Here is a 24,916-nt window from a genome sequence, read left to right as displayed (position 1 = left end):
CCCCGACAGAGCGGGGTGTTTTCCTTAACTGATAATGTTAGTCATCACCGCCAAATGCACCCAAAAGGTGTAGAAGCGACGTGAACAGGTTATAGATATTCAGGTAAAGCGCGACAGTTGCGCGCAGATAATTTGTTTCACCGCCATTAATAATACGGCTGGTGTCGAACAATATCAAACCTGACATAATAAACACGATTGCTGCGTTAAGTGCCAGACTTACTGCAGGTACTGCGAAAAAGATATTCGCGATACCAGCAACAATCACTACAACCAGACCAACCATTAAAAATCCGCCCAAAAATGAGAAATCTTTCTTGGTGGTCAGGGCATAGCCAGAAAGTGCAAAAAACACTAATGCCGTTGCGCCCAGCGCCTGCATGATAAGCATTGGACCGCCAAATTGCAGATAATACTGCAGGGTGTAGCCCAGTGACGCTCCCATCAGACCAGTAAAGGCAAAAACCCAGTAGATACCTGACGATGATTCTGCTTTTTTATGAACCACAAAAAGCGTAATGAACGCACCAATCATCATAGCAATGGACGCCAGTGGACCGACGCCAACTGCCAAGGCTACCCCTGCGCATACTGCACTGAATGCCAGAGTCATAGCCAGTAGCATGTAGGTGTTACGCAACACCTTGTTTGTTTCCAGCACCGACGGCTGAGATGTATTAGCATACATCGAACGGTTGTCCATCTTTTCCTCCAACAGGATTGACTATTAACTAAATCAGCTAATTGATTCTTTGAGTACGTTGTATGGGTTTTAGTTCCCGAATTCAAGTGTTTGAATCACAAATTTATACGAAACATTATAGCAGTCGGATGTCATTGTAGATATTGTTTATTTCACGTGCTGATTGGCTAAATGACCATCAGTTAACCCTTTTTTTTTAATTAAGACTTTACAGCCAAAAAAATTTCATTAAGATACGCAACACTTCTCGGAGAGATGGCAGAGCTCGGTTTAATGCACCTGACTTGAAATCAGGCGAAGGGTCAAACCTTCCGGGGGTTCGAATCCCTCTCTCTCCGCCATATTAGAGATAGCGTATGTGAAGTTAATACGGTATTTCAGCGGTAAAGCTATTAGGTAATTTGCTAATGAGCAAAAGACTTACTTGCTTACCCTATTCACATTGATGTGAAGACAATCAGTTTTGGAGAGGTGGCAGAGCTCGGTTTAATGCACCTGACTTGAAATCAGGCGAAGGGTCAAACCTTCCGGGGGTTCGAATCCCTCCCTCTCCGCCAAATTAAAACCCACCGCAAGGTGGGTTTTTTCATTCCTGCTTCTTAAATCCCAGAATCCTCCCTGGTAAGAAGTGAACAATTGTTCACGCAAACTTCTTTTGTATGATTAAACTGAAAACCTGTTAAAAGCGTAATATTTTTCTCGAAATCACTAGTTTGATCTGTCTTTTTCACATTAAAAAAATATGTGAGATATATCAGTGTAAATTGGTATGGTATAGCAAAATGAAGTTGTTATAAGGAAGTCCCATGACGCCGTTACACACCCCCCATCTGCGCACGGGGTCAGTCGAAGAGAAACGGGCAGAGATTCTGGCGTATTTTCACGCCACCTGCGACATGTATGAAAGCTTATTCAGTAATCTGAAATCCGATGAAGCGTTTTACCAGCGCCCTGATCCGCTGCGCCATCCTTTGATTTTCTATTACGGGCATACCGCTACATTTTTTATCAATAAATTGGTCCTGGCTAAACAGCTAAATACGCGCATCAATCCTGAATTTGAATCACTGTTTGCAGTCGGTGTTGATGAGATGAGTTGGGATGATCTTAATGACGATAATTATGACTGGCCTTGTGTCGATGCTGTGAGTGATTACCGCACGCAAGTTCGAAAAGTCGTAGGCGATTTGATCAATACCCAGTCCTTTTCAATGCCCATTGACTGGGAAAGCCCTATGTGGCCGATTTTGATGGGGATCGAACATGAGCGAATCCATTTGGAAACGTCTTCGGTACTGTTGCGTCAGTTAGATCTCAAATTTATTCAGCCCCAGGATGACTGGATGCCGTCGCAGTTGCACAACGACGTACCTGAAAATCATCTGCTCCCCGTTAGCGCAGGAAGTGTGGTCAACCAAAAATCCACGGAAGGGGACTATTACGGCTGGGATAATGAATATGGCATGCAAAAAGAAGACGTAACCGAATTTAAAGCGTCTGCTCATCTGGTTAGTAACGCGGAATTTCTTGAGTTTGTCGAGCAGGGTGGCTATCAGCAAAATGCGTGTTGGGAAGAAGAGGGTAAAGCCTGGCGAGACTTTACGAATGCCGCACACCCGGTGTTCTGGCGCAAAACCGATGAAGGCTATATGTATCGAGCCATGGTTAAGGAACTTCCACTGCCATTGTCGTGGCCCGTTGATGTAAATTATCACGAAGCAAAAGCATTTTGTAACTGGTTGGCTGCCCGTGAAAATAAACCTATACGCTTACCTACAGAAAATGAATGGCAGCGTTTGAGGGATCATTGCGGCCTTGAGCAGGTGCGTTTTAATGATGGCATGAATATCAATTTAAATAAAAGCGCTTCTTCAGAACCCGTTGATATCAATCGACACGGGGACTTTTATGATGTGGCAGGGAATGTATGGCAGTGGACTGAAACCCCTATTTATCCGTTTTCGGGGTTCAAAGTGCATCCTTTGTATGATGATTTCACCACGCCGACATTCGACAACAAACACAACCTGATTAAAGGCGGTTCCTGGGTATCTACTGGCAACGAAGCGACCCGGGATAGCCGTTATGCTTTCAGGCGTCACTTTTTCCAGCATGCTGGCTTTCGGTATGTAGAGTCACCTAATCATATTACAGTGACAGACTTTGATTATGAAAGTGATACGCAGGTTTCTCAGTACAGCGAATTTCATTACGGCGAGGAATACTTTGGTGTACCCAACTTTGCACGAACCTCTGCTGAACATTGCCTGAAATATGCGCAGGGCAGAGCTACTAATAAGGCGCTGGATCTTGGTTGTGCGGTTGGTCGTAGTTCGTTTGAATTGGCCAGAAAATTTCTCCATGTGGATGCAATCGATTTTTCCGCCCGTTTCATCAAAACTGCGTTTGCGATGCAGGAGCGTGGTGAAATTCGTTATCACCTGATAGACGAAGGTGAGCTGACTTCCTTTAAGTCGCGCAAACTGAAGAACCTGGGGCTCAGTGACTATGCTAAGCGGGTTCATTTTGCCCAGGGAGATGCATGTAACTTGAAATCACAATATTCAGGCTACGATCTGATTTTTATGGGGAATCTTCTGGATCGCGTTTATTCCCCGCGCAAATTACTTAAAGATGTTCAGTCACGCTTGAATAAAGGCGGAATTCTTGTGGTGGCCTCGCCATTTACGTGGCTAACAGAATATACCGAACGTGACGAATGGCTGGGCGGTTTTAAAGAAGCCACAGGTGAAACATTAACTTCAACCGATGCGCTGGAGCGGGCGTTAGATGAATGTCAGCGTCTGGATGGCCCCATTGATGTCGAGTTTGTCATTCGTGAAACAAAGCGAAAATATCAGCACAGCATTTCTGAGTTCAATGTATTTGAAAAAGTGAAGTGAGTCTGTTTATTGATCGGCGCGGTTCGGGTGCCTTACAGTACGATGGGGTAGAAGCGAAATTTGGGGTGGTTTACCCTGACATGTTATCGATGTGGATCGCCGACATGGATATCGCGATCCCTAAGCCGGTGCAGGATGCAGTGTGCGCTTTTATTAGCGGTAACCAGGCAGGATATCAGCATGTGTCAGTAGCAAACTCGATATGTGAGTGGCTTGGCGCCCAACAAGTTGTTATTGATGAGTCCTGGGTGGTCCCGTGTGCGGGCATCGTGGATGCGTTATATCACTGTGTCGATTGTTTTACAGGGCGCGGCGACAAAGTCACTGTTGTCTCACCCACTTATAGTCCGTTGTACGATGCAGTAAGCGCGCAGGGCAGAGCACTTAGCGTTGTGTCTATGACGCTTAACTCGCAAGAAGCATGGTCGTTGGATGTGACAACCATTGACCCTGATTCTACCGCGGTGTTGCTGTGTAATCCGCAAAACCCCACCGGCCATGTGTGGTCATATGACCAGCTGCAAACGTTGGTGGATTATTGTCACAGTCATAATATTATTATAATTTGCGATGAAGCTCATGCTGATTTTACCTTCGATGCCCCCTTCATATCGCTGCTGAATACCGATGCACAGAATTGGCCCGGTCTTATTGTACTGCGTTCGGCCTCCAAAACCTTCAATCTGGCTGCTGTAGATAATGCCGCTTATGCAATTGTCCCCAGTCCGGAACAAAGAAATACATTTCAGCATATAGTTAACCAGCGACATCTTTCGCCCAGCCCGTTGGGTTGCCATATACTCAATACTGTTTACCAGTCGTGCGATGAGTGGTTCGCTACTGTAAAACAAGTGATTACTGATAACCGGGATTTACTCAACACACACATCCCACGCTTACCTGATAGCCTGTCGGTAACTATCGGCGCAGGGACGTACTTTGCGTTATTAGACGCCAGAAGTTTATCTGCCGATCCGGCCCATACGCTGCTGCACGATTATCACCTGGCGCTAGGCCCTGGCGATACCGAGTTTTTACCGGGTTTTTTCAGGCTTAATCTGGCCACCCATCCTCAAACCATAGTCAGCCTGGTAAATCGCCTTTGTAAGAATTCTAAAAAATAGAACGCCAAAACAAATTTTTGATAATGTTGCTTTACCGTATCTGTGATTACACTATCTCTCTATTATTTTTTAAGGAATTGTTATGGAGTACATAAGACGCGCTGATGAACGAGGTCAGGTTGAGATAGACTGGCTGCAAAGCCGCCATAGTTTTTCTTTTGGGCACTATTATGATCCTGAGCACATGGGCTTTTCCGTCCTTAGGGTTATTAATGAGGATGTGGTCAAGCCGGGTTACGGCTTCGATACCCATGGCCATCGTGATATGGAAATTATTACCTATATTATAGATGGAGAGCTTGAACATAAAGACAGTCAGGGCAATCAGGCAATTATCCCGGTAGGCGATATCCAGCGTATGAGCGCAGGCAAGGGTATATTGCACTCAGAATTCAACCCTTCTTCTACGACTCCGACTCATTTGCTACAAATATGGATACAGCCTCAAAAACACGGTATTAGCCCTAGCTACGCGCAGAAAACCATAATACCAAACGGGCCGCTTACACCGATTGTTACGCCTCAGGGTAGCGATACAGCGATTTCTATAAATCAGGATGTCTCCATATATAAATTAAAGCTGCAGAAAGATGAAGAAATAACGTTTTCCGCAGAGGGCAGAAGTGGTTATTTGCATATGATAAAAGGCCAGCTTAACGGCACTGACAAGTATTTTGCGGCCGGTGACGGTTATGGTATTCAGAACGAAAAAAATGTGATGCTGCGTGCAGGGGAGGACACGGAAGCGCTTTGGTTTGATTTACCGCATCAATGATAAACAACACGATGCGCTCCCAATATGGGTTTGTATTGTAAACTTACAGTTGGGAGTGCTTTTTCGACCCTGTCACCATTTGCAGCTTTTTCGAAGTGTGCTTTAACGCCCGCCCAGGTTGCTTTAAACGACACTGTCTCTCTGCTTGCATCGCTGATAGCTGAATAAGACATAGCGTTTCACCTTCTCTGTTTTGATCTCATCGTTGCTATATTACGAATGACAATCTGATGGCGATTTTACAGGTACAGTAAAATATGGAAACCACCAAGGTACTTCACACACAAGGGCAGCATGGTATTATGTCCTTGCTGCGGGTACGCCTGCATATCAATGATTATTAAGACTATCGGTGAGTAAAACTTGATAAAAATAATTCTGGTAGATGATCATGAGCTGGTCAGAACAGGTATCAGACGGATTCTGGACGATATCAAAGACTTTTCTGTGATCGCAGAGGCAAGTAGTGGAGAAGACGCTGTTGCCTCGTGCCGAAAAAATGCGCCCGACGTAGTACTGATGGATGTCAACATGCCAGGTATGGGTGGGCTGGAAGCAACGCGCAAGATACTAAGGATGGCTGAAAATACACGGGTGATATGTTTATCAATGCATAAAGAACATCCGATCCCTGCTCAGGTAATGCAAATTGGTGCGTTTGGTTTTTTGACTAAGGATGCTGAGCATGAGGAGATGATTCGCGCTATTTACAAGGTAGCATCCGGCCAAAAATATTTGCCGGCGGATATTGCTCAACGTATCGCGATTAGCAAACTGTCAGCAGACTCAGATAATCCGTTTGACATTTTGTCCACCCGTGAGCTGAATATTGCTATGCGACTAACCCGTGGTCAGCGAGTGCCTGATATCGCAGAAGAGCTCTCCATCAACGCCAAAACGGTAAATACCTACCGTTATCGAATGTTTGAAAAGCTGGGGGTGTCTACCGATGTGGAACTGACGCACCTGGCATATCGACATAAGCTTATTGATCCTAACGCGCTGTAAGGCTTGCATGGCAACGTTTGATTCCACTGAATTTTTAAAACACCTGACTCATCAGCCTGGCGTATACCGCATGTATAACGAGCAGTCTGAAGTTATCTACGTGGGTAAAGCAAAAAATCTGAAGAAACGGGTGGCCAGCTACTTCAGAATGCAGGTGGATAACGCCAAAACCCGCTCTCTGGTCAGTCAGATTGCCGATATGGATGTCACCGTAGTTAACAGCGAAACCGAGGCGTTTCTGCTGGAAAATAATTTTATCAAAAAGTACAAACCCCGATACAACGTGGTTTTACGGGACGATAAATCCTATCCATTTATTTTTCTGTCCGATCATGAGCATCCCAGGCTGTCTTTTCACCGGGGGCCGCAAAAACGTAAAGGAGAATATTTCGGACCGTACCCAAGTGCCTGGTCGGTGCGCGAAGCTTTGCGCTCAATGCAGAAAATTTTTCCGGTAAGACAGTGTGAGGATAGCTACTATCGCGCCAGAAGTCGCCCCTGTTTGCAATATCAAATGAAGCGCTGTAGCGCACCTTGTGTTGAAGGGTATGTGTCAGACGAAGAGTACACCGAACAGGTAAATCTCGCGCGCATGTTTCTCAAGGGTAAGAATAAACAAGTCATTGGGGCGCTGGTTGAACGCATGGAAAAAGCCTCAGTTGATCTTAATTTTGAAGCGGCCGCCCGTTACCGGGATCAAATCAGTGCACTCAGAAAAGTTCAGGAAAGACAATGGGTAGCCGGCACTCAGGATGAAATGGATGTGTTTGGCTTTGCTGTGAAAGGCAATATGGCATGCATTCAGGCAATGTTTATAAGGGATCGCCAGCTGTTAGGCAGTAAAGCATTTTTTCCTAAAGTCCCCCCAACTGCGACAGAAGATGAGATTTTCGAAGCGTTCTTTTTGCAGTTTTATCTGGCTGGCAACAAAATTATTCCCAAACAAATTGTGCTTCCCGTAACGTTGAGTGATGAAGAGGCCATCACTGAACTGCTAAGTACAGAGGCTGGACGCCGGGTCAAATTGTTCCGCGGTGCACGGGAAGAAAAACGGCGCTACATGGAACTGGCGCAGAGCAATGCACAGAGCGCACTGGATGCGCGCTATGTTGAACAAAAGTCGGTACATGCCCGTTATCTTGATTTAGAAGAAACCCTTGAACGTGAAGTACCTATTCAGCGTATGGAATGTTTTGATATTAGTCACACATCGGGCCAGCAAACTGTGGCATCATGTGTTGTGTTTAATCGGGAAGGCCCGCTTAAAGCAGATTATCGCCGGTATAATATAGAAGGTATTACACCGGGTGATGATTATGCAGCAATGGCGCAAGCATTGAAGCGGCGTTATAAAACGGTGAGCGAAGTAGCTAAAATTCCCGATATCCTGTTTATCGATGGCGGAAAGGGGCAGCTGGCGCAGGCTGAAACATTTTTTGAAGACTGGCCAGACGATAAGCGTCCCATGCTCATTGGTGTAGCGAAAGGCACTACCCGAAAGCCGGGACTGGAAACACTTATTCTGGCTGATTCGCATGAAACCATCCCGATGGAAAGTCACGCCCCCGCATTGCATCTTATTCAGCATATACGGGACGAGTCGCATCGGTTTGCCATTACCGGTCATCGTAATCGCAGGCAGAAAGTTCGTAATACATCTACGTTGGAAGATGTACCGGGAATAGGCGCTAAACGCAGGCAAGCCCTTTTGAAATTTATGGGCGGGCTACAAGGCCTTAAAAAAGCCAGTAAAGATGAAATAGCAAGTGTTCCTGGCATCAGCCGGGACCTGGCTGAAATAATTTACGACCACTTACATGGCTAACTATCACCTGTATATGGTCCTGCCACTGGCAAAGTGGTGTTAACAGAGAAGTTATTATGTGGACAGTACCCAATATCATCACGCTATTCAGAGTTACCCTTATTCCTGTTTTTGTACTGGTGTATTTTCTGGAGTGGCGCTGGGCCCATGAGGCGGCTGCGTTTATTTTCTGGCTGGCAGCGATTACTGACTGGTTTGACGGATATCTGGCCCGTAAACTGAAACAAAGCACCCCCTTTGGTGCATTCTTAGATCCGGTGGCGGATAAACTTATTGTAGCAGCAGCATTATTGATGATAACCCACAACTATGCCTCGCTCTGGATAACCATTCCCGCCATAATTCTCTTAATTCGAGAAGTATATGTGAGCGCCTTGCGAGAATGGATGAGTAGTCAGGGCGTAAGAGAGTTAGTTCAGGTATCTTTTATCGGCAAAGCTAAAACAACCACGCAAATGTTGGCGCTTATTGGTTTGTTATCAGGCCTTGAAACCTTTATGGGTGTCCCGATTTTCTGGGTTACGCTAGGGTATATCCTGTTATATGTGGCTGCTGTTTTGTCGTTATGGTCTATGTGCAGTTATACAATTGCCGCATCTCGTCATCTCACCGGAAGGGACTGATTTCAAACAGTTGTTTGCCAGATAAGCAAAATGCATAAAAAACTAGCAAACAGTTATAAAATCCATAAATTACTGCCATTTCATATTGACAGTCAGCGAGGGGCAGGTAGAATGCATCCCACGTTTTAGAGAGGCACCAGCCAATCTAAAATGAATTAAAAGTGCGGGAATAGCTCAGTGGTAGAGCACAACCTTGCCAAGGTTGGGGTCGCGAGTTCGAATCTCGTTTCCCGCTCCAAATATATAAATGTTTGATTGAAATTTGATGTTTTGATGGTTTCGTTATTGCGACAGATCGCGGCAACGTGGTTACCAGCTACGCATCTTGTTTCTCGCCAGATATTTAAATGTTTGAGTGGAATGTGGATATTCAGGTAACTCTATATCGCGACGCCTCGCAATACAGTGGTTGCCAGTTACTTATCTTGTTTTCCTTACAGATATGGCGGAATGGCAGAATGGCTATGCAGCGGATTGCAAATCCGTGGATCTCGGTTCGACTCCGGGTTCCGCCTCCATATTGCTTTACAGCGAACAGGTTCTACACCTGCACCAAGCGCAAGCTGACCCAATGCCCGGGTGGTGAAATTGGTAGACACAAGGGATTTAAAATCCCTCGCTCGTTAGAGTGTGCCGGTTCAAGTCCGGCCCCGGGCACCATTTTTCTTTCTTTAAATGAATAGCTATTTAGCGCTTTCTGTATTGATATGTAGTTATTGCTATATCCGCTACGTCGGGTAGCTTTAGCAGGCATTTCTTTGCCCCTCTGTTAATCGTAACTTTCAAAAAACCTTCGATAGAAAATAATTCACTCGCCTGTCGCATTGACGCTCAACAATACCCTGGCCTGGTTCAGAATCAAATGAAGCATGTACAGGTGAATTTGCTGGGTTCTCAAAAGCCGATCGTGCATTTTGTTGAGAAAAACTGCAGGCAAGGTCATTCATCAAGCAGCATCACCTTTATTTCGCTGAGTGATGATAACAATCTTAATAAAATCAGCGTTTAACTTTTTGACTTCACCCATCCTGTAAATTACAGGCTAATTAACTTAAAATTCTTGAATTTCTGAGTTTTCGATTCGTTAATATCTGCAGAGGAAGAAGGGGGCTTTCAATCATTACGCAATGATCAGCTAAAAGACAGAAAATTTTATTCTGTCAGGTTAGGAACAGGCACGCACAGCTGGTTATATCTCTTAACTACAAAAATCTTCATGTTATGAGGTGAGCCCGGCTCGATTGGTATTTTCATCGAGCCAGTTACACATATGGATAATTACCCATTTACATAGTTAAGTACAGCATCGGACCCCAGTAGCTCCTGTGCCTGCTGGCAGAGTGTTTCAATAGATTCCGAGGTGGTAATGGTCAGGCCATCCTTGCTACCGGCCAGCGCGTGCGCAAAAATCTTTGCATTTACCGTTGAGGTCAGTATTAATACTCCCTGACAGCCGTGCGCGTCAAGCGCAGAAAGATCTTTCTTCATTCTTACAGCGGCATCGTGGGTGATAGTGTGAGAAATGTCAGGAATACTGAGAATAATCCATTTATCCAATTGCGACGCTGTCTTTATAATCGCTTTACACCAGTCGTCAACCTGCTTGGGGCAGTAGACATCACTGGGAATGTCGAAAACAACATTATCTTTGATAAAAAAACGATATTTTTGCGCTTTGTTTTTGTTAGTAGTTGCTTCGCTACCGGCCATTTACGACAACTCCGAAGGCAGTATAATATAATCTTTATATAGTAGCTGTTTCTTATGCAAAGCACCACAGTCTGCTCGTCATGAGCAGACTGCAAGAGATCTACGCAGTCATTTGTGCGGCATTTGCGGGTACATCGGGTTCAGCATGTTCATTTAACGCAGCGAAAATCTCATCCTGAGTGGGCATGCGTAAAATAGACAACCCTTTGCGCTCGTAGTCTTTATTCACAAAGCCATTTTTAACAAAAGCAGCAAGCCAGTGAGTAGCCGGGTAATACCCCCATTTATGTTTAAAAACATTGGCATTGGTCACAATATCCAGCAGGTGATTGATAGGGTATTGATAGTTTGAACGATATTGTGTGAATACTTGTGTTTTCAGCCTGGCCAGCTTAAGACCGGCAACATCGCAACGGGTTACAAAATCAATATCACCAATACCGAAACCATGATACTGCTCGTCAAATCCGCCAACCCGTTCAAAATCAGTTTTACGGATTGCGAATACCGCAGAGCGAAAACTCGTATTGGCAGGTACTGCTTGTTGGGTATCGTAGATATGCTGACTATCTGCCTGTTTAACCTGTTGGTAGCTGGCATCGTCCTGCATAGACTCAACCTGAACCACCTTTGCGGTATACAGGCGATTCTCTTGCCAGTGATGTAATGTATCAGCAAAAAAACCAGGTGGGCATAAACAATCTACATCCAGGTGAAAAATGTACTCATGAGAGCATGACATAAAGCCCTTATTTCGGGCCTGCGCAATAGGTAAGTCTTCAGATGTGGCAAAACGATGCTGAATATCAAAATGCTCGCTTTGAATCAGTGAACTGTCTGAAGGTGATGTCATCCAGACTATAATAAGCTCAGAGGGTTTAGCGTCCGCTGCCTCGAGGTTGTTGATAAGATTAGCGAGCTGTTGTGTCCGGTTTTTTACTATGGTCACTACGCTAAAACAGTTTGACATCTTATTGTCCTCTTAAGTACTGGTTTGAGTGGATACTTCGCGTGTCCAATCTTTCTGTAGAGCGATAAAGCAAATTCCAAACCAACTGGCAAATGCTTTAACTTGCTGTAACTAAAGGCAATCAGATGAATATTCTTTTTATTATGTATGTGTAATCATGAAATAATTACACTGGTTTCATAAATATACTGCGTTTTTTTCGCAGCTTACAATGAATAAGTATTATTATTTTTGGAATTTATATTACAGAACCAGAAGCGAATAGCTACCTTTTTAAATAAAACAGACAACAGCGTCACTATTTAATTTTAGAGCGACGACCCGTATCATCTAAAACCACTAATTTACGAAGGGAATAGTTATGGCCAGCTTTAACGCTGATACGCTAGTACAGCCAGGCTCACTACATCATCTGATAACCAGCAAACCTATGGTGCTAATCAGGGCGCTTATGCATAACCCCGGTGATAATTCGCCGGATAATAGCACCGATTACCTTCCGGGTTCCGTTGGTCTTGATTTGGATGCTGATGGTAGTACAACTTCAGCCGGGGTGCCTCATACGTTACCCACTTTGGAATTTCAGGCTACGTTATTCGGTCAGCGTGGAGTAAGTATGCAACAGCCGGTTGTGGTTTATGATAACCGGGGCATGTTTTGCGCGGCCCGAGTTTTCTGGATGTTGAAAGCCCTTGGTCACGACAATGTGGCATTACTGGATGGCGGACTGCCCGCATGGCGTGATGCAGGATACTTGACTAACCAGGCCCCGATTTTGCCGGCCACCCGGATTTTTGAACCCGCGCCAGTAAAGGGATGGTTTGTAGATAGCCATACGGTGCGTGCGGCGTTAGACGCACAGATCCAAATTATAGATGCCCGTAGTCCGGCACGATTTAGCGGTGCAGAACCCGACCCGCGAGAGGGAGTGCGCGCCGGCCATATCCCCGGTGCGATGAACCTGCATTACCGTGACGTATTGCAAGATAACGGACAATTCAAATCCCACGATGAATTGAAAAAACTGTTGAAAGATAAAGGAATAGTGCTTAACAGACCGACCATCTGCACCTGTGGGTCAGGTATTACCGCTTGCATTATCGGTTTTGTTTTGCGGTATTGCGGCGCCAATGAGGTTTCGGTATACGATGGCAGCTGGGCGGAGTGGGGCGCTGATACAAGCCTGCCTGTGGAGACGGGCGCATGAAACCGCACGTGGTGATTTTAACGGGGGCCGGGATTTCTGCAGAGTCGGGCCTTAACACATTTCGAGATAATGATGGGTTGTGGGAAAAGCATCGGGTAGAGGATGTGGCAACGCCGGAGGCGTTTGAACGGGATCCAGCGGCTGTATATCGGTTCTACAACCTACGTCGACAGCAGCTGCAACAGCCGGATGTTCGGCCCAACGCAGCACACGTGGCGTTGGCAGAACTGGAAGCCGAGATGGGCGAACGGTGCCTGGTAGTTACCCAGAATGTGGATAATTTACACGAGCGGGCAGGCAGCCGTCGGGTGATCCACATGCATGGTGAATTGCTTTCAGCAAGATGTATCCTTTCAGGCAAAGCTGTTCATTACACTGGTAACTTTGATGGTACCACCGGCTGTCATTGTTGTGATCCACCAGGCGCTTTAAGACCAGATATTGTGTGGTTTGGTGAGGTCCCTATGCATATGGATAAAATTGGCGAAGCACTGGCAGCCGCGGATATTTTTATTGCCATTGGTACATCTGGTCAGGTTTACCCTGCAGCTGGGTTTGTACAACTGGCGAAACAATACGGTGCTAAAACCGTTGAGTTGAATATTGAGGCACCTACCCGGCCAACTGACTTCGATGAATTCAAACAGGGGCCTGCTTCTCAGGTTGTACCGGCTTTTATTCAAAATCTGCTGGAAGGAAACTAGCGCATGCAGGAGTTTATAACTATTGCGCTTATTCATCTGGTGGCGGTGGCGAGTCCAGGCCCGGACTTTGCTATCGTCGTACGAAATAGTATAAGCTTTGGACGTCGGGCAGCGATGTTTACCAGCATCGGTATTGGTCTTGGCATACTGGTCCATGTTTCATATTCAATTGTGGGTCTTAGCGTTTTAATTAAGACTACGCCGTGGCTATATACGGTGATTAGTTACTTGGCGGCGGCCTACTTAATCTACCTTGCCGTTGGAGCGTTGCGAAGCGGGCCGACAAATCAGGAAGACCCGACAGACAGTAAATCACCCGTTGCGACAAAGACATTGTCTGTAAAAAAAGCGCTATGGACGGGTTTTCTTACCAATGGTCTAAATCCGAAAGCAACATTATTTTTTCTATCATTGTTTACCGCGTTTATTGATGTAGATACCTCTTTTAGTGTGAAGCTTGGGTATGGGATTTATCTGGCCGTGGCGACGGGATTGTGGTTTTGTTTTTTATCTTATCTGCTAAGTACCAGCAGAGTCGCCCAGCTGATTGGCGCAAAAGGTTACTGGCTCGACAGAACCATGGGAGTACTGCTACTCGGGTTGGCGGTGAGACTAATCTGGTATGGGTAACACCACCGCCGCTTTTCACGTATACTACTGATGGTAAGAAATAAATTTCGAGGTAAGCTTGTCTAATACGACTCCAACATCAGGCCAGAATAATCTTCAGCGAGCATTGGATGGCGACTACGCATTTTCGGTCAAAGAAATACTGACTCGAGCTAATGAACTGGTTAAAACCAACTATTCGCTATTGTTAGCAGGTTGCGGCGTGGTATTTGTCATCTGCGCTGTACTGATAATGATTCTGGTCAGTCAGTACTCGTTAGATGCACTGGCTACAATAAGCCAGGGTCAGCAGTTTATGATCAATTTGGCCGTAATCTTTCTGGTGACACCAATTACTACAGCGATGACAGTACTTATGGCTGAAACGGGCTCACACCAAAACCGAGGGTTCTCTGAGCTTTTCCGCTATGTACCATCAGTATTACCACTGGCAATAGCGCAGTTACTGATGACGATGTTAACGCAACTGGGGTTTGCATTACTTATCATCCCTGGCCTCTATTTGCTGGTAGCAACGTCTTTTACGCTGCCGCTCATCGCTGATAAGAAAATGTCTATTACCGGCGCGCTACTGTTGTCGTGTCGTGTGGTGAATCGCTATTTATCGGGCTTCGGCGTCTTACTTGTCATTTTTGTCGCGCTGGCACTCATATCGCTGTTCACATTGGGTCTTGCTTTACTTTGGGTTATGCCGTTTTACTATGCCACACTGGGGTTATTGTATGAAGACTTGTTTGGCAGTGGGCAAGGGGATTCGACAGTAAAATCTAAAAACGGCAATGAACAAGAGTCTACATTTGATGCATAAACGTGAAACCACCAAAATTGTTCTGATTACGCTGGGCGTATTGGCAGTAATTGTTATCAATGCATGGATCCTTGCTACCAGCGAACCGGACATTTTGGATGTGCCTGAGTCTGAGCAGGCCTCTGAACCGGTGCCTGACTTCGCTTCTTTTGACGACGTAAAAAGCCGTAAAGCGGCGTTTTACGACTACCTCGGACCAGAGGTAGACAAGCAGAATGAGTATTTGCTCTCGCTGCGCCATTATTTGCAAACGCTTCAACGCCAACTAACCAGTGGTGAAGAGCTGGACGAGGATGACATAGAACGCATCGACTGGCTGGTCGATGAATACAAAATCAGCCCGGAAAAATCAACCGACGAACGCTTAAGTACGTTGATGAATCGCATCGATATACTGCCTAAAGAGCTGGTTTTAGCGCAGGCTGCTAATGAATCAGCGTGGGGAACCAGCCGTTTTGCACAGGAAGGGTATAACTTTTTTGGTCTGTGGTGTTTTCGCAAAGGCTGTGGATTTGTGCCTTCCAGACGGACCAAAGGCGCCTCACACGAAGTGGCCAAATTTGATAATTTGTCACGTGCCACTTACACCTATATGCGCAACCTCAATCGTCATAACGCGTATAGTGATTTACGTGACATTCGTGCCCGATTACGCCGTAATCAGAAAGACATTTCAGGGATGGCGCTGGCAGAAGGTCTGATGAACTATTCCCAGCGAGGTGCCGCGTACGTTGAAGAGCTACAGGCAATGATGCGCTTTAATCGTGAATATATTAGTGAATAAGAGAAGCCAGCGAATGAAGAATCTTGTAGTCGCTCTAGCAGTAACGCTGTTTACCGGCCCTGTTATAGCGGAAAACCTGGAAATTGAATACAGCAAATTCTACAGTCACTTGCGCAAGCTAAACAGTGATGATGTGCAGGCGCTGGAGTTTGCATTTGGCTTTATGCGCGTTGGTGAAGGCAGACTGTGCGAGATAAAGGACGCTGAGATTGTAACTGATAAGAAGATACTGCCTATTACAGTTACCGACGAGCAGCGCTTCACATTGCCTGACGAAAAAGCGCTTAAACTGGCGGCGGCCAGGGTACACGTCGATTTGGCAGAGCCTGCCAATGTTTGCGATATGTCTGTGCAATTGCAAACAAAGCCAGCGTATCTGAAAACCGAGTACACCCCGGAAGAGCTGGCGATGCTGGTAGAGCAATATGACGCATTCTTTAATGAAATGGGCAGTTTTCTATCGTTTATGATGCCGTCTGTAAAAGGCCTGACCGTGCAGTTTGCTAATGAGCAGATGAGCCGACCATTAAAAGATGCACCTGCTATTAATGGTGGGTATTTGCAACTTCCTCTAGAGTGGATAGAGCAGGGGAAATCGCTGACCTTGCCTGAAAAACCGTTACGCGTAACTGCAATTGCGACCCGTGACTGATATCAGGTCAGCACCAGCTGGTAGCGTATTTGTTCGGCCAGCCGATTAACTGTTTCCTCGCCTTTCTGGCACAATTCGGACCCTCTGTGAAATTCCAGCAAGCCGACATCGGCCAGATTGGGCTCAATTAAAACATCGGGCGGGTCACCAGCCAGCCTTGAACGAGTAACCCTGGCCTGTAGGATTTCCAATGAGCTGCTCATCACACTGAGAATGCCCGGCGGTGTATCCACATCCGGGCCTTTGTCCGGTGAGAACCATTGACGGATGGCCGTGGAGCTCTTCTGCAAGAAGTGGTCGGTTTTTCGCTCATTAGCTTCATGCTCTTCAGCCGGTTTTTCCAGCCTTTGTGGTTTGAAATCAGCGTTAAGGTTAACGGCGATCACAAAATCAGCACCCATTTGTCGACACAAATTAACAGGCACGGGATTCACAACGGCGCCATCTACCAGCCAGCGTCCTTCGTAAGACACCGGACTAAAAAGCGCGGGGATCGCACATGAGGCCTGTATTGCCTCGTTGGCTGGCCCTGCATTGAACATTACTTCTCGGCCAGAGTGCAGGTCGGTAGCGACTACCGCAAATTGCTTTTGCATTTCTTCAAAAGTGGGCGCGCATAAATCATCGCGAAGTTTGTTGAAAACTTTTTGACCGCTGGCGAGGCCACCCCGCCGAATTCCGATACCCATCAACGATATTACCTGCCATTCTGTAAGAGAGCAGGACCAGGTTTTCAATTCTTCCAGTTTGCCGCTTGCGTAGGCTGCTCCTACGTAAGCACCAACCGAGCAACCTGCGACAATATCAATTTTAACACCGAGCTTTTCAAGCGCCTGAATAATGCCAATATGCGCCCATCCTCTGGCGGCGCCAGCGCCTAATGCAATTCCAATTTTCATAACAACCTACTTCGCTAACGTTACCACCTGAACGACGCCATGGGCATTGTGTGCAGGAGGATCATCAAATGACGGTTCATCAAAAGCCGTATCACCATCAACCACTGCTTCATGAGAGCGTTCAATGTTATCAAAGTCATGCAATTCGCGATCGAGTAGATGAGAAGGGGCAATATTTTGCATAGCTTTGAACATCGACTCGATACGACCTGGATATCTGCGGTTCCAGTCTTGCAACATATGCTTAATATTTTGGCGTTGCAGGTTTTCCTGTGAGCCACACAGGTTGCACGGAATGATAGGAAACGCCACCGCCTCTGTGTACTTTTGAATATCAGCTTCATTGCAATAGGCAAGAGGACGTATGACAATATGTTTACCATCGTCACTGACAAGTTTTGGCGGCATCGATTTTAGTTTTCCGCCGTGGAACATATTTAAAAATAGTGTTTCCAACATATCATCACGATGGTGGCCGAGTGCTATCTTGGTGGCGCCCAGCTCAGTGGCGGTGCGGTACAAAATTCCACGTCGCAGACGAGAGCAGAGCGAGCAGGTGGTCTTGCCTTCTGGAATTTTATCTTTCACAATTGAATAAGTATCTTCTTCAACTATCTGGTAATCAACCCCCAGATTATCAAGATATTCAGGCAGAATATGCGCCGGGAAGCCAGGCTGTTTTTGATCCAGGTTCACCGCCACAATAGAAAAATTCACAGGTGCAATTTTCTGCAGAAAAAGCAGTATATCCAGCATCGTGTAACTGTCTTTGCCACCGGACAGACACACCATTACTTTATCGCCGTCTTCGATCATAGAGTAATCGGCAATGGCTTTGCCCACGTTCCTGCGTAATCGTTTCTGAAGTTTATTGAAACTGTACTTTTGCTTACTTTGGGCGCTTTGATCCCCGGTAGGGGTACTGGCTGACTGGCTCATAGATGACATCTTGAATAACAAAAACCGGATTATACAAAAGCACAGGCCCCTTCGTCATCCTGAACGGCAATTTTTTAACACATCCTTTAAGATTGCATCGGTGACTCAAAGCCATCAGGTTTAACGGCCAGAACATCGCAATGAAGCCGATCTATAACGTGCTCGGCAGTATTACCAATAAAAGCAGCTGAGAGACCAGCGCGCCCAACGGTGCCGATAACCACCAGTTCAGCGTCCAGTTCACAGGCTTTCCGGGCCACCACATCTTCAGGCAAACCTTCTTCTACATGACAACGCTGAATATCCACTGCAAATTTTTTCGCGTGTGCTGCCATTTCCTGTTCATGATGTTCTTTTACCGACTCATGGTAAGCCTCTGTATCAAATTCGGGAATTTCTATAGCGATACTTATTGGTGCCCTCGGATAAGCGTTTATAAGGTGCACATTACCAGTTATCAATTTAGCATAATCCTTAGCTATCTCTGTCAGCTTTTCGTTGAGCTGAGCATGTTCTTTATCTTCGGTGCCAACATTAACGGCGGCCAGTATATTGCCCTGGGGCGGCCAGGCATGTTCTTTAACCATCAGAACAGGCATCGGTGCTTTACGCATCAAATGCCAGTCGGTGGGCGTAAAAATCACAGAAGCTAAATCATCAGACGTCTGACTGGCTTTTATAATAATGTCCGCATGGTGCGCCATGGCAGTACGAATAATCGCTTCAAAGGGCCGGCTCTGCCATTTGACTACCACTTCGATCTCAATGTTTCGATCGTATTGTGCAATCAAATCTTCAACCCACTGGGTCCGCTCTTTAATAACTGCGGTGCGCATAGCATCGCGCTCACCGGGGGATAGCATGGTGGTCATTTCGTAGGAAAAATCATAGGCAACCATTAGGGCGGTAATAGCCGCACTGGTTTTCGAAGCCAGTTCCAGGGCTCTGGATAAAGCCGGTTGCGTATCCAGGTCGTTATCAATGACGACCAGTATTGAAGTATAATTAATCAAAGCGGCCTCCCGGCATCATTTTCAACACTACTACATTGAGTGTAGCCTGTAGAAACCGGTGCAGCCTTGTTTTAAATCAAAAAATCAACGGCAAGCAGACGTCAGAGAAATGCCCTGCATTTTCTCTTCGATACGCGTAAAGTCGAGTATGGTAATCAGTTTACCGGAGACTTCGATGATACCTTCCTTTTGAAAACGGGTGAGCAAGCGGCTGATAGTCTCAACGGTTAAGCCCAGATAATTACCGATTTCATTTCTTGTCATGGAAAGATTAAACTGACGGTGTGAATAACCACGCTCTTCGAATCGAGCCGACAGCCGAGCAATGAAATAGATCAGCTTTTCTTCAGCGGTGCGGCGATTTAATAACAGCATCATTTCGTGATCATGTTTAATCTCAGCGCTCATGAAACTCATGATTTGCCGACGCAACTTAGGAAAATTGACTGACATCTCGTCCAGCGTTTCATAAGGCAGTTCGCATACCATGGCGGTTTCCAGCGCCTTGGTATAAATCTGATGTTCCTGCGCACGAAGGCCGTCAAAACCAATAATGTCACCCGGTAAGTGAAATGCCACAATCTGTTCCTCCCCATCGCTGTCACTGATGAAAGACTTGAAGGAACCTGATCGAACTGCAAATAAGGCATGAAATTTGTCACCAGCCTGAATCAGAACATCATTTTTGTGCAGAGGCTTTTTGCGCTCTATGATGTCATCCAGTGATTCTACCTCGGTTTTGTTCAACGCAACCGGCAAACAAAGATGACTAAAACTACAGTTTTGACAATGAATAGAAAAATCAGACGGGGTCGCCATAACTGCTTCCTTATCAGTTTAAAATCATAAATAACATACGAAACCCATTGTACAACAATGTTGCCGCAAATAGTGCCAGTAATACGGCGACACTTTGTCGCACCGCTGGTTGCCGGAGGGTTGTTACTAACCAGTGAGCCCCCAGACTTGTGGCAATCAGTGCCGGTAACGTGCCAAGCCCGAAACAGAGCATTACCTGAGCACCTTCAATGGCGCCGCCACTGGCTAAAGCCCATGTTAATGTGGAGTACACCAGGCCGCAAGGCAGCCACCCCCATATTATGCCGTAGGGCAACGACGCCAGGGGGGAGGAAAACGGGATGAATTTTTTTGATAGCGGTTGGATGCGCCGCCACACCACCTGTCCCGCGTGTTCAAGTCTGGTCAGCCCCATCCACCAACGCCCCAGATATGCAGCCATGGCTAGCAGCATAAACCCACTTAACAGAGCGAGCAATGGGCCGGTAAACGGCACGTATTCCGACGACATCTGACCAATGCCACCGGCCACAGCACCTGCGACAGTATAACTAAAAATCCGACCGGCGTTGTAGCTTAGGGTATAAGGCCAGTGGCTAGCATCAGCGGGGACGGCCAGACGCAGGGCAGAAGCAATCCCCCCACACATACCCAGACAGTGCAGGCCACCTGCCAGACCGATAAGAAATGCTGATAAGGCAGTAAGCTCATTCATTCATTTTCTTACGTTCATCAGCAAGTTTTTTTTCTTCAGGCGGCAGGTCATCATCAAACAAAATACTGTAACCCTGTCGGTCGAGATCTTCGAACTGATTACTGCGCACAGCCCAGAAGAAGACTCCGATGGCAATTGCTACGATAATTATTGCCAGGGGAATAAGCACATAGAGGATAGACATATATAACTACCTGAGCAATCGGGTTGAATTGAATACTACGATGATACTACTTATTGACATTCCGATCACGGCCATCCATGGGGCCAGCATGCCGCTGATTGCCAGAGGCAGAATCAACAGGTTATAGGCTAGTGCCCAGACCATGTTTTGCCTGATCACCGATGTTGTGCGCCGGGCCAGTGCCACGACATTTGCCAGGGTATCAAGCCGGGGAGATAAAAGGACAATATCGGCAGAAGACTTAGCGATATCCGTTGCATTGCCCACTGCAACGGACACATCAGCCCCGGCTAGTACGGGGGCATCATTTATACCGTCACCGAGCATCATAAATTTGTGTTTATCAAATTGAAACTGTTTAACAGTATTAAGCTTCTGCTCGGGCGTTTGCTGAAAGTAATAGTGGTCGATATCCAGTTGCTCTGCCACTTCAGACACACTGGCCTGAGTATCACCACTTAAAATAACTTTCTTGAGCCCGCTGAAAGACCTCAAAACATCTTTAACGCCTGGTTTGATAGTGTCGCTGATTTTCCAGGCGGCAATAATTTCCTCGTCGCAGGATAAATAAATGTTTGCTTCAAAAGCCAGGTCAGGCAACGCACAAGAGAAAAACAGACGTGAGCCTGCCCGGTAAGTCTTTCCATCCACCGTGCCTTTGATACCAAAACCTGGCACAATATTGAAATCACTCAGAGGCAGGATATCGTTTCGGTCGAACAGGCTGGCAATAGGGTGCTCGGAACGTGATTCTAGAGTTGCCATCGCCCTCAGGATATCCGTCTTATTCCAGTGAGAATGATACCAACAATCCACCACAGAAAATTTACCATTGGTTAGCGTCCCGGTCTTATCCAGCCCCAATATTGAGCACGCGGCCGCAGACTCAAGTACATCAGCCCGTTTTACCAGTACACCTTGTCGATTAAGGCTAGCCACCGCACAGGTGAGCGCTGTCGGTGTTGCCAGACCAAGCGCGCAGGGGCAGGTAGCAACCAATACCGCAACAGTGATCCAGATTGCCTCGTCCGGTTGATGCTCAGACCAGTACCAGTAAGTAACTCCGGCAATTAACAGAACAGCAGTCACAAAGTATTGGGAAAGTTGATCTGCCGCCCGGGCCAGGCGGGGGCGGGTCGCCATTGCCTGACTCTGCAGGCGAAGTATTTGGTTGACCAGAGAGTATTTTAAGGCTTTGGTTACCGTGATCAGAACTGTATCCCGGTGATTGAGCGTACCGCCATAAACGTTGTCGCCAGTATCTTTGCCAACCGGTGTAAACTCACCGGTTAACATTGACTCATCGACATGGGTGCGCCCCTCACAGATCACTCCGTCAACAGGAATGACTTCACCCGCTTTGACCATTACTGTCTGGCCTGTTTTAAGGCGCTTCGCCAGACAGCTATGATAACCCCCGTTATCACAAACAGTGGCTGTCATAGGAATGTACTGAAGCATATTGGAAGATATTTGCATGGCCCTGTGCCGGCTTCGGTGCTCAGCAAAACGACTAAGCAACAACAAGAACACAAACATACAGATGGACTCAAAATACACTTCTCCATTCCCACTAAATGTCGCTTTTAAACCAGCAAAATAGGTCACACCGATAGCTATTGTAACCGGCACATCCATATTGACTGTTTTTGCCTGTAATGCTTTAAATGCGCCCAGATAGAAGGCAGACCCGGAATAGAAGACCACTGGCGTGGTGAGAATTAAAGCGACGCCGTGAAAATATTGTTCCATTTGCGCCGACATATTGTCCAGCAGGTCAAAATACATAGCCGCCATTAACATCATTACCTGCATAGTCATAAGACCAGCAAGGCCAAGTTTCTTTATAAACTGTTTTTGCTCGGCAGCATAAGAGGCCTCGTGTTCATCAGCCTGGAAGGGAAAACCTTTATAACCGATCTGCCCGAGACGCTTTATTAATGCGCTCAGACTGGTGTGCTCTCCTGACCACCTAATCCAGGCTCGACGCTGGGCCACATTCACTGAAACCTGACGGACGCCGTTTACTCGTGACAGTTGCTTTTCGATAAGCCAACCGCATGCAGCACAGGTAATACCTTCCACGGTAAGCTGGATTTCTTTATCGTTATCACTGGAAATGACAAAATCCTCCTGCAACTGAGGATCATCGTACATATTTAATCGTGACAGCAGTTCTTCATCGGGTGGCTGCGCCTGTTCCGCTTTTTCTGTGCGAAACTGGTAGTAGTCCTGTAAACCATTTTCAACTATCGCCTCTGCAACAGCCTGACATCCGGGACAGCAAAAATGGCGAGTTTCTCCAAGAACATCTGCTGTATAAGGGCGACGCGGATCATTAGGCTCACCGCAGTGGTAACATTGGCAGGGTTGTGCTGGCATCAGGGTTTAAGGGAGATAGTTTGTTTGGCGGGCAACCATATCTGTTTTCTTATTTTCCAGTCTGAATTAATAGGCTCAAGCGTCATTTGCCATTTTCCAGCTACCATATTCTCACTAAAACCGCGGTACATTCCGCTGGCATCGCGGCTCAATAATACTGAAAAATCTTTGCTTTGCTGAGTAGTATGATAAAACGATAAGCGGATGGCCTGGCCATCGCGAGGAATACCGGAGTGGAATTGTAACGCAATAGCGCCATCGTCAATAGTAACATCTGCGGAGATATTCCGGCGCCGGGCTTCATGTTCTTTTGCCAGACTGGCATTGATAGCTTTACCCTGTTTGTAGTAATTGTCCACAACCAGGCTGTCCTCAGTGGATATAGCGAGGTTGAGCAGAACCCCACTCATGATCATTGTTATAGCTGGCACTGCAATCAAAAACCAGGGCCAGAATTGCTTGTACCAGGGTTTTTCCATCTAATATTGCCCGTAAATTAACGAAGTATGAGTTTGAGAATGAAAAACATGGGCCGGCGAGCCAGACAAAATCACAGAAGGTTAAAGCCCCGCTGGCGCGGGGCATGAAAGTATTACTCAGATTCTGGCTGGTTAGAAAGGCTATAAACATAAGCCGCGACAACATGAATCTTGTCTTCACCAAGAGTTTTCTTGAACGAAGGCATGACGCCATTACGTCCATACTTAAGTGTTTCTGTAACAGCTCGCTTGCTACCACCATACAGCCAAGTGTTATCTGTAAGATTTGGTGCACCCAACGCCTGATTACCTTTCCCATCCTGACCATGACAGGCAGCGCATACGGCAAAGCGAGCCTCGCCTTTATTCGCTAACTGCTGATCAACCTGACGTCCACTTAAACTGAGAACGTAAGCTACAACTTCTTCGATACCTTGTTCGCCCATTGCATCAAGCCAGGCTGGCATAGCCGCCTGACGGCCATTAATAAGCGTTTCTTTAATTTTTGCGCCGCTGCCGCCATATAACCAGTCGTCATCGGTAAGGTTAGGAAACCCCCCGTTCTGACCACGGGCATCTGAACCGTGACATTGTGCACAATTTTGCAAGAACAGTCGTCGGCCTACTTTGACAGCATCCTCGTCAAATGCCAGTTCTTCTACCGGTACCTGTGCAAAGGCTTCAAAAATCGGATCAAAGCGTTCTGCCGCTTTGGTGAGCTCTACGTCATACTGGACGTAGTCTCCGCTTTCCATGGCATCTTGTCGAGCCTGACGAGACTCTTCAAGCGACTGAATATTCTGGTTAGAGCTTTTCCAGTCCCACAAGCCTTTATAGCTGCCCAGACCAGGATAAAGAACCAGATATATAAGGCCGAAAACAATAGTGACGTAAAATAAGATGGTCCACCATTTTGGCAGAGGGTTGTTTACTTCCTCAATACCATCAAACTCGTGGCCCATACTTTTACCTTCTTCAACGCCGGTAAAATTCGTCAGACACCAACGAAGCAGAACGAAACACCCAATGATGCTTCCTAAAGTGATCACTGAGATCCATATTGTCCAAAACGTGCTCATGA

The 24,916-nt window shown here is 46.4% G+C and carries 25 protein-coding genes and 5 tRNA genes; 17 read left to right on the top strand and 13 right to left on the bottom strand.

Going from position 1 to position 24,916, the window contains the following annotated elements:
* Positions 1–37: 37 nt before the first annotated feature.
* Complete coding sequence (locus F458_RS0102605) at positions 38–703, bottom strand: Bax inhibitor-1/YccA family protein (RefSeq protein ID WP_018981814.1); 666 nt, start codon at positions 701–703, stop codon at positions 38–40.
* A 249-nt stretch (positions 704–952) separates the two neighbouring features.
* Between F458_RS0102605 and F458_RS0102600 the strand changes: the two genes are divergently transcribed.
* The 5 genes from F458_RS0102600 (at position 953) to F458_RS0102580 (ending at position 5,505) form a co-directional block, all read left to right on the top strand.
* Positions 953–1,044: transfer RNA gene (locus tag F458_RS0102600), tRNA-Ser, on the top strand.
* A gap of 124 nt (positions 1,045–1,168) precedes the next feature.
* Positions 1,169–1,260, top strand: a tRNA-Ser gene (locus tag F458_RS0102595).
* A 249-nt stretch (positions 1,261–1,509) separates the two neighbouring features.
* The gene (gene ovoA / locus F458_RS0102590) at positions 1,510–3,606 is read left to right on the top strand and encodes a 5-histidylcysteine sulfoxide synthase (protein ID WP_018981813.1); all 2,097 of its coding nucleotides are present in this window, start codon (positions 1,510–1,512) and stop codon (positions 3,604–3,606) included.
* The gene (locus tag F458_RS0102585) at positions 3,603–4,730 is read left to right on the top strand and encodes an aminotransferase class I/II-fold pyridoxal phosphate-dependent enzyme (RefSeq protein WP_018981812.1); all 1,128 of its coding nucleotides are present in this window, start codon (positions 3,603–3,605) and stop codon (positions 4,728–4,730) included. The genes ovoA and F458_RS0102585 overlap by 4 nt, the downstream gene beginning before the upstream one ends.
* Before the next feature lie 82 nt (positions 4,731–4,812).
* Positions 4,813–5,505 (top strand): pirin family protein, encoded by a 693-nt coding sequence (locus tag F458_RS0102580; RefSeq protein ID WP_018981811.1) that lies wholly within the window; start codon positions 4,813–4,815, stop codon positions 5,503–5,505.
* Here the strand turns inward: F458_RS0102580 and F458_RS0102575 are convergent.
* Positions 5,499–5,678 (bottom strand): hypothetical protein, encoded by a 180-nt coding sequence (locus tag F458_RS0102575; RefSeq protein ID WP_018981810.1) that lies wholly within the window; start codon positions 5,676–5,678, stop codon positions 5,499–5,501. The genes F458_RS0102580 and F458_RS0102575 overlap by 7 nt on opposite strands.
* Before the next feature lie 190 nt (positions 5,679–5,868).
* Between F458_RS0102575 and uvrY the strand changes: the two genes are divergently transcribed.
* The 6 genes from uvrY to F458_RS0102540 all read left to right on the top strand — a co-directional run bounded on the left by uvrY (position 5,869) and on the right by F458_RS0102540 (position 9,621).
* Positions 5,869–6,513 carry a UvrY/SirA/GacA family response regulator transcription factor gene (gene uvrY / locus F458_RS0102565; protein WP_018981809.1) on the top strand — a complete coding sequence of 215 codons (645 nt, stop codon included), beginning with the start codon at positions 5,869–5,871 and terminating at the stop codon, positions 6,511–6,513.
* Positions 6,514–6,520: 7 nt separating this feature from the next.
* A complete protein-coding gene (gene uvrC / locus F458_RS0102560) occupies positions 6,521–8,338 on the top strand; it encodes an excinuclease ABC subunit UvrC (protein WP_018981808.1) in 1,818 nt (605 codons plus the stop codon).
* Between the two features lie 56 nt (positions 8,339–8,394).
* Complete coding sequence (gene pgsA, locus F458_RS0102555) at positions 8,395–8,961, top strand: CDP-diacylglycerol--glycerol-3-phosphate 3-phosphatidyltransferase (RefSeq protein ID WP_018981807.1); 567 nt, start codon at positions 8,395–8,397, stop codon at positions 8,959–8,961.
* A gap of 163 nt (positions 8,962–9,124) precedes the next feature.
* A tRNA-Gly gene (locus F458_RS0102550) sits at positions 9,125–9,199 on the top strand.
* Between the two features lie 206 nt (positions 9,200–9,405).
* A tRNA-Cys gene (locus F458_RS0102545) sits at positions 9,406–9,479 on the top strand.
* Between the two features lie 55 nt (positions 9,480–9,534).
* Positions 9,535–9,621, top strand: a tRNA-Leu gene (locus F458_RS0102540).
* A gap of 618 nt (positions 9,622–10,239) precedes the next feature.
* On the opposite strand, the gene F458_RS0102530 is transcribed toward F458_RS0102540, so the two are convergent.
* Positions 10,240–10,671: a hypothetical protein gene (locus F458_RS0102530; RefSeq protein ID WP_018981805.1), complete on the bottom strand. Its 432-nt coding sequence runs from the start codon at positions 10,669–10,671 to the stop codon at positions 10,240–10,242.
* A 100-nt stretch (positions 10,672–10,771) separates the two neighbouring features.
* A complete protein-coding gene (locus F458_RS18920) occupies positions 10,772–11,641 on the bottom strand; it encodes a glycosyltransferase family 2 protein (RefSeq protein WP_018981804.1) in 870 nt (289 codons plus the stop codon).
* A 361-nt stretch (positions 11,642–12,002) separates the two neighbouring features.
* Between F458_RS18920 and F458_RS0102520 the strand changes: the two genes are divergently transcribed.
* Genes F458_RS0102520 through F458_RS0102495 form a run of 6 tightly spaced genes read left to right on the top strand, consistent with a single transcriptional unit; the run spans position 12,003 to position 16,426 of the window.
* Positions 12,003–12,848, top strand: coding sequence for a sulfurtransferase (locus tag F458_RS0102520; protein WP_018981803.1), 846 nt, complete (start codon positions 12,003–12,005; stop codon positions 12,846–12,848).
* Positions 12,845–13,552, top strand: coding sequence for a Sir2 family NAD+-dependent deacetylase (gene cobB, locus F458_RS20625; RefSeq protein WP_018981802.1), 708 nt, complete (start codon positions 12,845–12,847; stop codon positions 13,550–13,552). The genes F458_RS0102520 and cobB overlap by 4 nt, the downstream gene beginning before the upstream one ends.
* A gap of 3 nt (positions 13,553–13,555) precedes the next feature.
* A complete protein-coding gene (locus F458_RS20620; protein ID WP_018981801.1) occupies positions 13,556–14,182 on the top strand; it encodes a LysE family translocator in 627 nt (208 codons plus the stop codon).
* 58 nt (positions 14,183–14,240) lie between these two features.
* Positions 14,241–14,990, top strand: a complete 750-nt coding sequence (locus F458_RS20005) for a hypothetical protein (RefSeq protein ID WP_156824144.1) — start codon at positions 14,241–14,243, stop codon at positions 14,988–14,990.
* Positions 14,983–15,774 carry a glucosaminidase domain-containing protein gene (locus F458_RS0102500; RefSeq protein WP_018981799.1) on the top strand — a complete coding sequence of 264 codons (792 nt, stop codon included), beginning with the start codon at positions 14,983–14,985 and terminating at the stop codon, positions 15,772–15,774. Before F458_RS20005 ends, F458_RS0102500 begins: the two co-directional genes overlap by 8 nt.
* A 13-nt stretch (positions 15,775–15,787) precedes the next feature.
* A complete protein-coding gene (locus F458_RS0102495) occupies positions 15,788–16,426 on the top strand; it encodes a DUF2987 domain-containing protein (protein ID WP_018981798.1) in 639 nt (212 codons plus the stop codon).
* Between the two features lie 2 nt (positions 16,427–16,428).
* Here the strand turns inward: F458_RS0102495 and rssA are convergent, their stop codons facing one another.
* The 9 genes from rssA to ccoP form a co-directional block, all read right to left on the bottom strand.
* Positions 16,429–17,325 (bottom strand): patatin-like phospholipase RssA, encoded by an 897-nt coding sequence (gene rssA / locus F458_RS0102490; RefSeq protein ID WP_018981797.1) that lies wholly within the window; start codon positions 17,323–17,325, stop codon positions 16,429–16,431.
* Positions 17,326–17,331: 6 nt separating this feature from the next.
* The gene (gene ttcA / locus F458_RS18910; protein ID WP_018981796.1) at positions 17,332–18,264 is read right to left on the bottom strand and encodes a tRNA 2-thiocytidine(32) synthetase TtcA; all 933 of its coding nucleotides are present in this window, start codon (positions 18,262–18,264) and stop codon (positions 17,332–17,334) included.
* An 86-nt stretch (positions 18,265–18,350) separates the two neighbouring features.
* Entirely contained in the window at positions 18,351–19,277 is a 927-nt protein-coding gene (uspE, locus tag F458_RS0102480; protein ID WP_018981795.1) for a universal stress protein UspE, read from the bottom strand.
* An 84-nt stretch (positions 19,278–19,361) separates the two neighbouring features.
* A complete protein-coding gene (fnr, locus tag F458_RS0102475) occupies positions 19,362–20,096 on the bottom strand; it encodes a fumarate/nitrate reduction transcriptional regulator Fnr (RefSeq protein WP_018981794.1) in 735 nt (244 codons plus the stop codon).
* 13 nt (positions 20,097–20,109) lie between these two features.
* The gene (locus F458_RS0102470; protein ID WP_018981793.1) at positions 20,110–20,790 is read right to left on the bottom strand and encodes a sulfite exporter TauE/SafE family protein; all 681 of its coding nucleotides are present in this window, start codon (positions 20,788–20,790) and stop codon (positions 20,110–20,112) included.
* Positions 20,783–20,974 carry a cbb3-type cytochrome oxidase assembly protein CcoS gene (gene ccoS / locus F458_RS0102465; RefSeq protein ID WP_018981792.1) on the bottom strand — a complete coding sequence of 64 codons (192 nt, stop codon included), beginning with the start codon at positions 20,972–20,974 and terminating at the stop codon, positions 20,783–20,785. The genes F458_RS0102470 and ccoS overlap by 8 nt, the downstream gene beginning before the upstream one ends.
* 6 nt (positions 20,975–20,980) lie before the next feature.
* Positions 20,981–23,356 (bottom strand): heavy metal translocating P-type ATPase, encoded by a 2,376-nt coding sequence (locus F458_RS0102460; RefSeq protein ID WP_018981791.1) that lies wholly within the window; start codon positions 23,354–23,356, stop codon positions 20,981–20,983.
* The gene (locus tag F458_RS0102455; RefSeq protein ID WP_018981790.1) at positions 23,356–23,835 is read right to left on the bottom strand and encodes a FixH family protein; all 480 of its coding nucleotides are present in this window, start codon (positions 23,833–23,835) and stop codon (positions 23,356–23,358) included. Before F458_RS0102455 ends, F458_RS0102460 begins: the two co-directional genes overlap by 1 nt.
* A gap of 113 nt (positions 23,836–23,948) precedes the next feature.
* On the bottom strand, positions 23,949–24,914 hold the full coding sequence (gene ccoP / locus F458_RS0102450; RefSeq protein ID WP_026294436.1) for a cytochrome-c oxidase, cbb3-type subunit III: 966 nt from the start codon (positions 24,912–24,914) through the stop codon (positions 23,949–23,951).
* Between the last annotated feature and the right edge of the window lie 2 nt (positions 24,915–24,916).

The organism is Salinimonas chungwhensis DSM 16280 (assembly GCF_000378185.1).
GTDB classification, from domain to species: domain Bacteria; phylum Pseudomonadota; class Gammaproteobacteria; order Enterobacterales; family Alteromonadaceae; genus Alteromonas; species Alteromonas chungwhensis.
The sequence above is the reverse complement of the archived record's forward strand: the minus strand, read 5'-3'. Positions and strand labels throughout refer to the sequence as shown.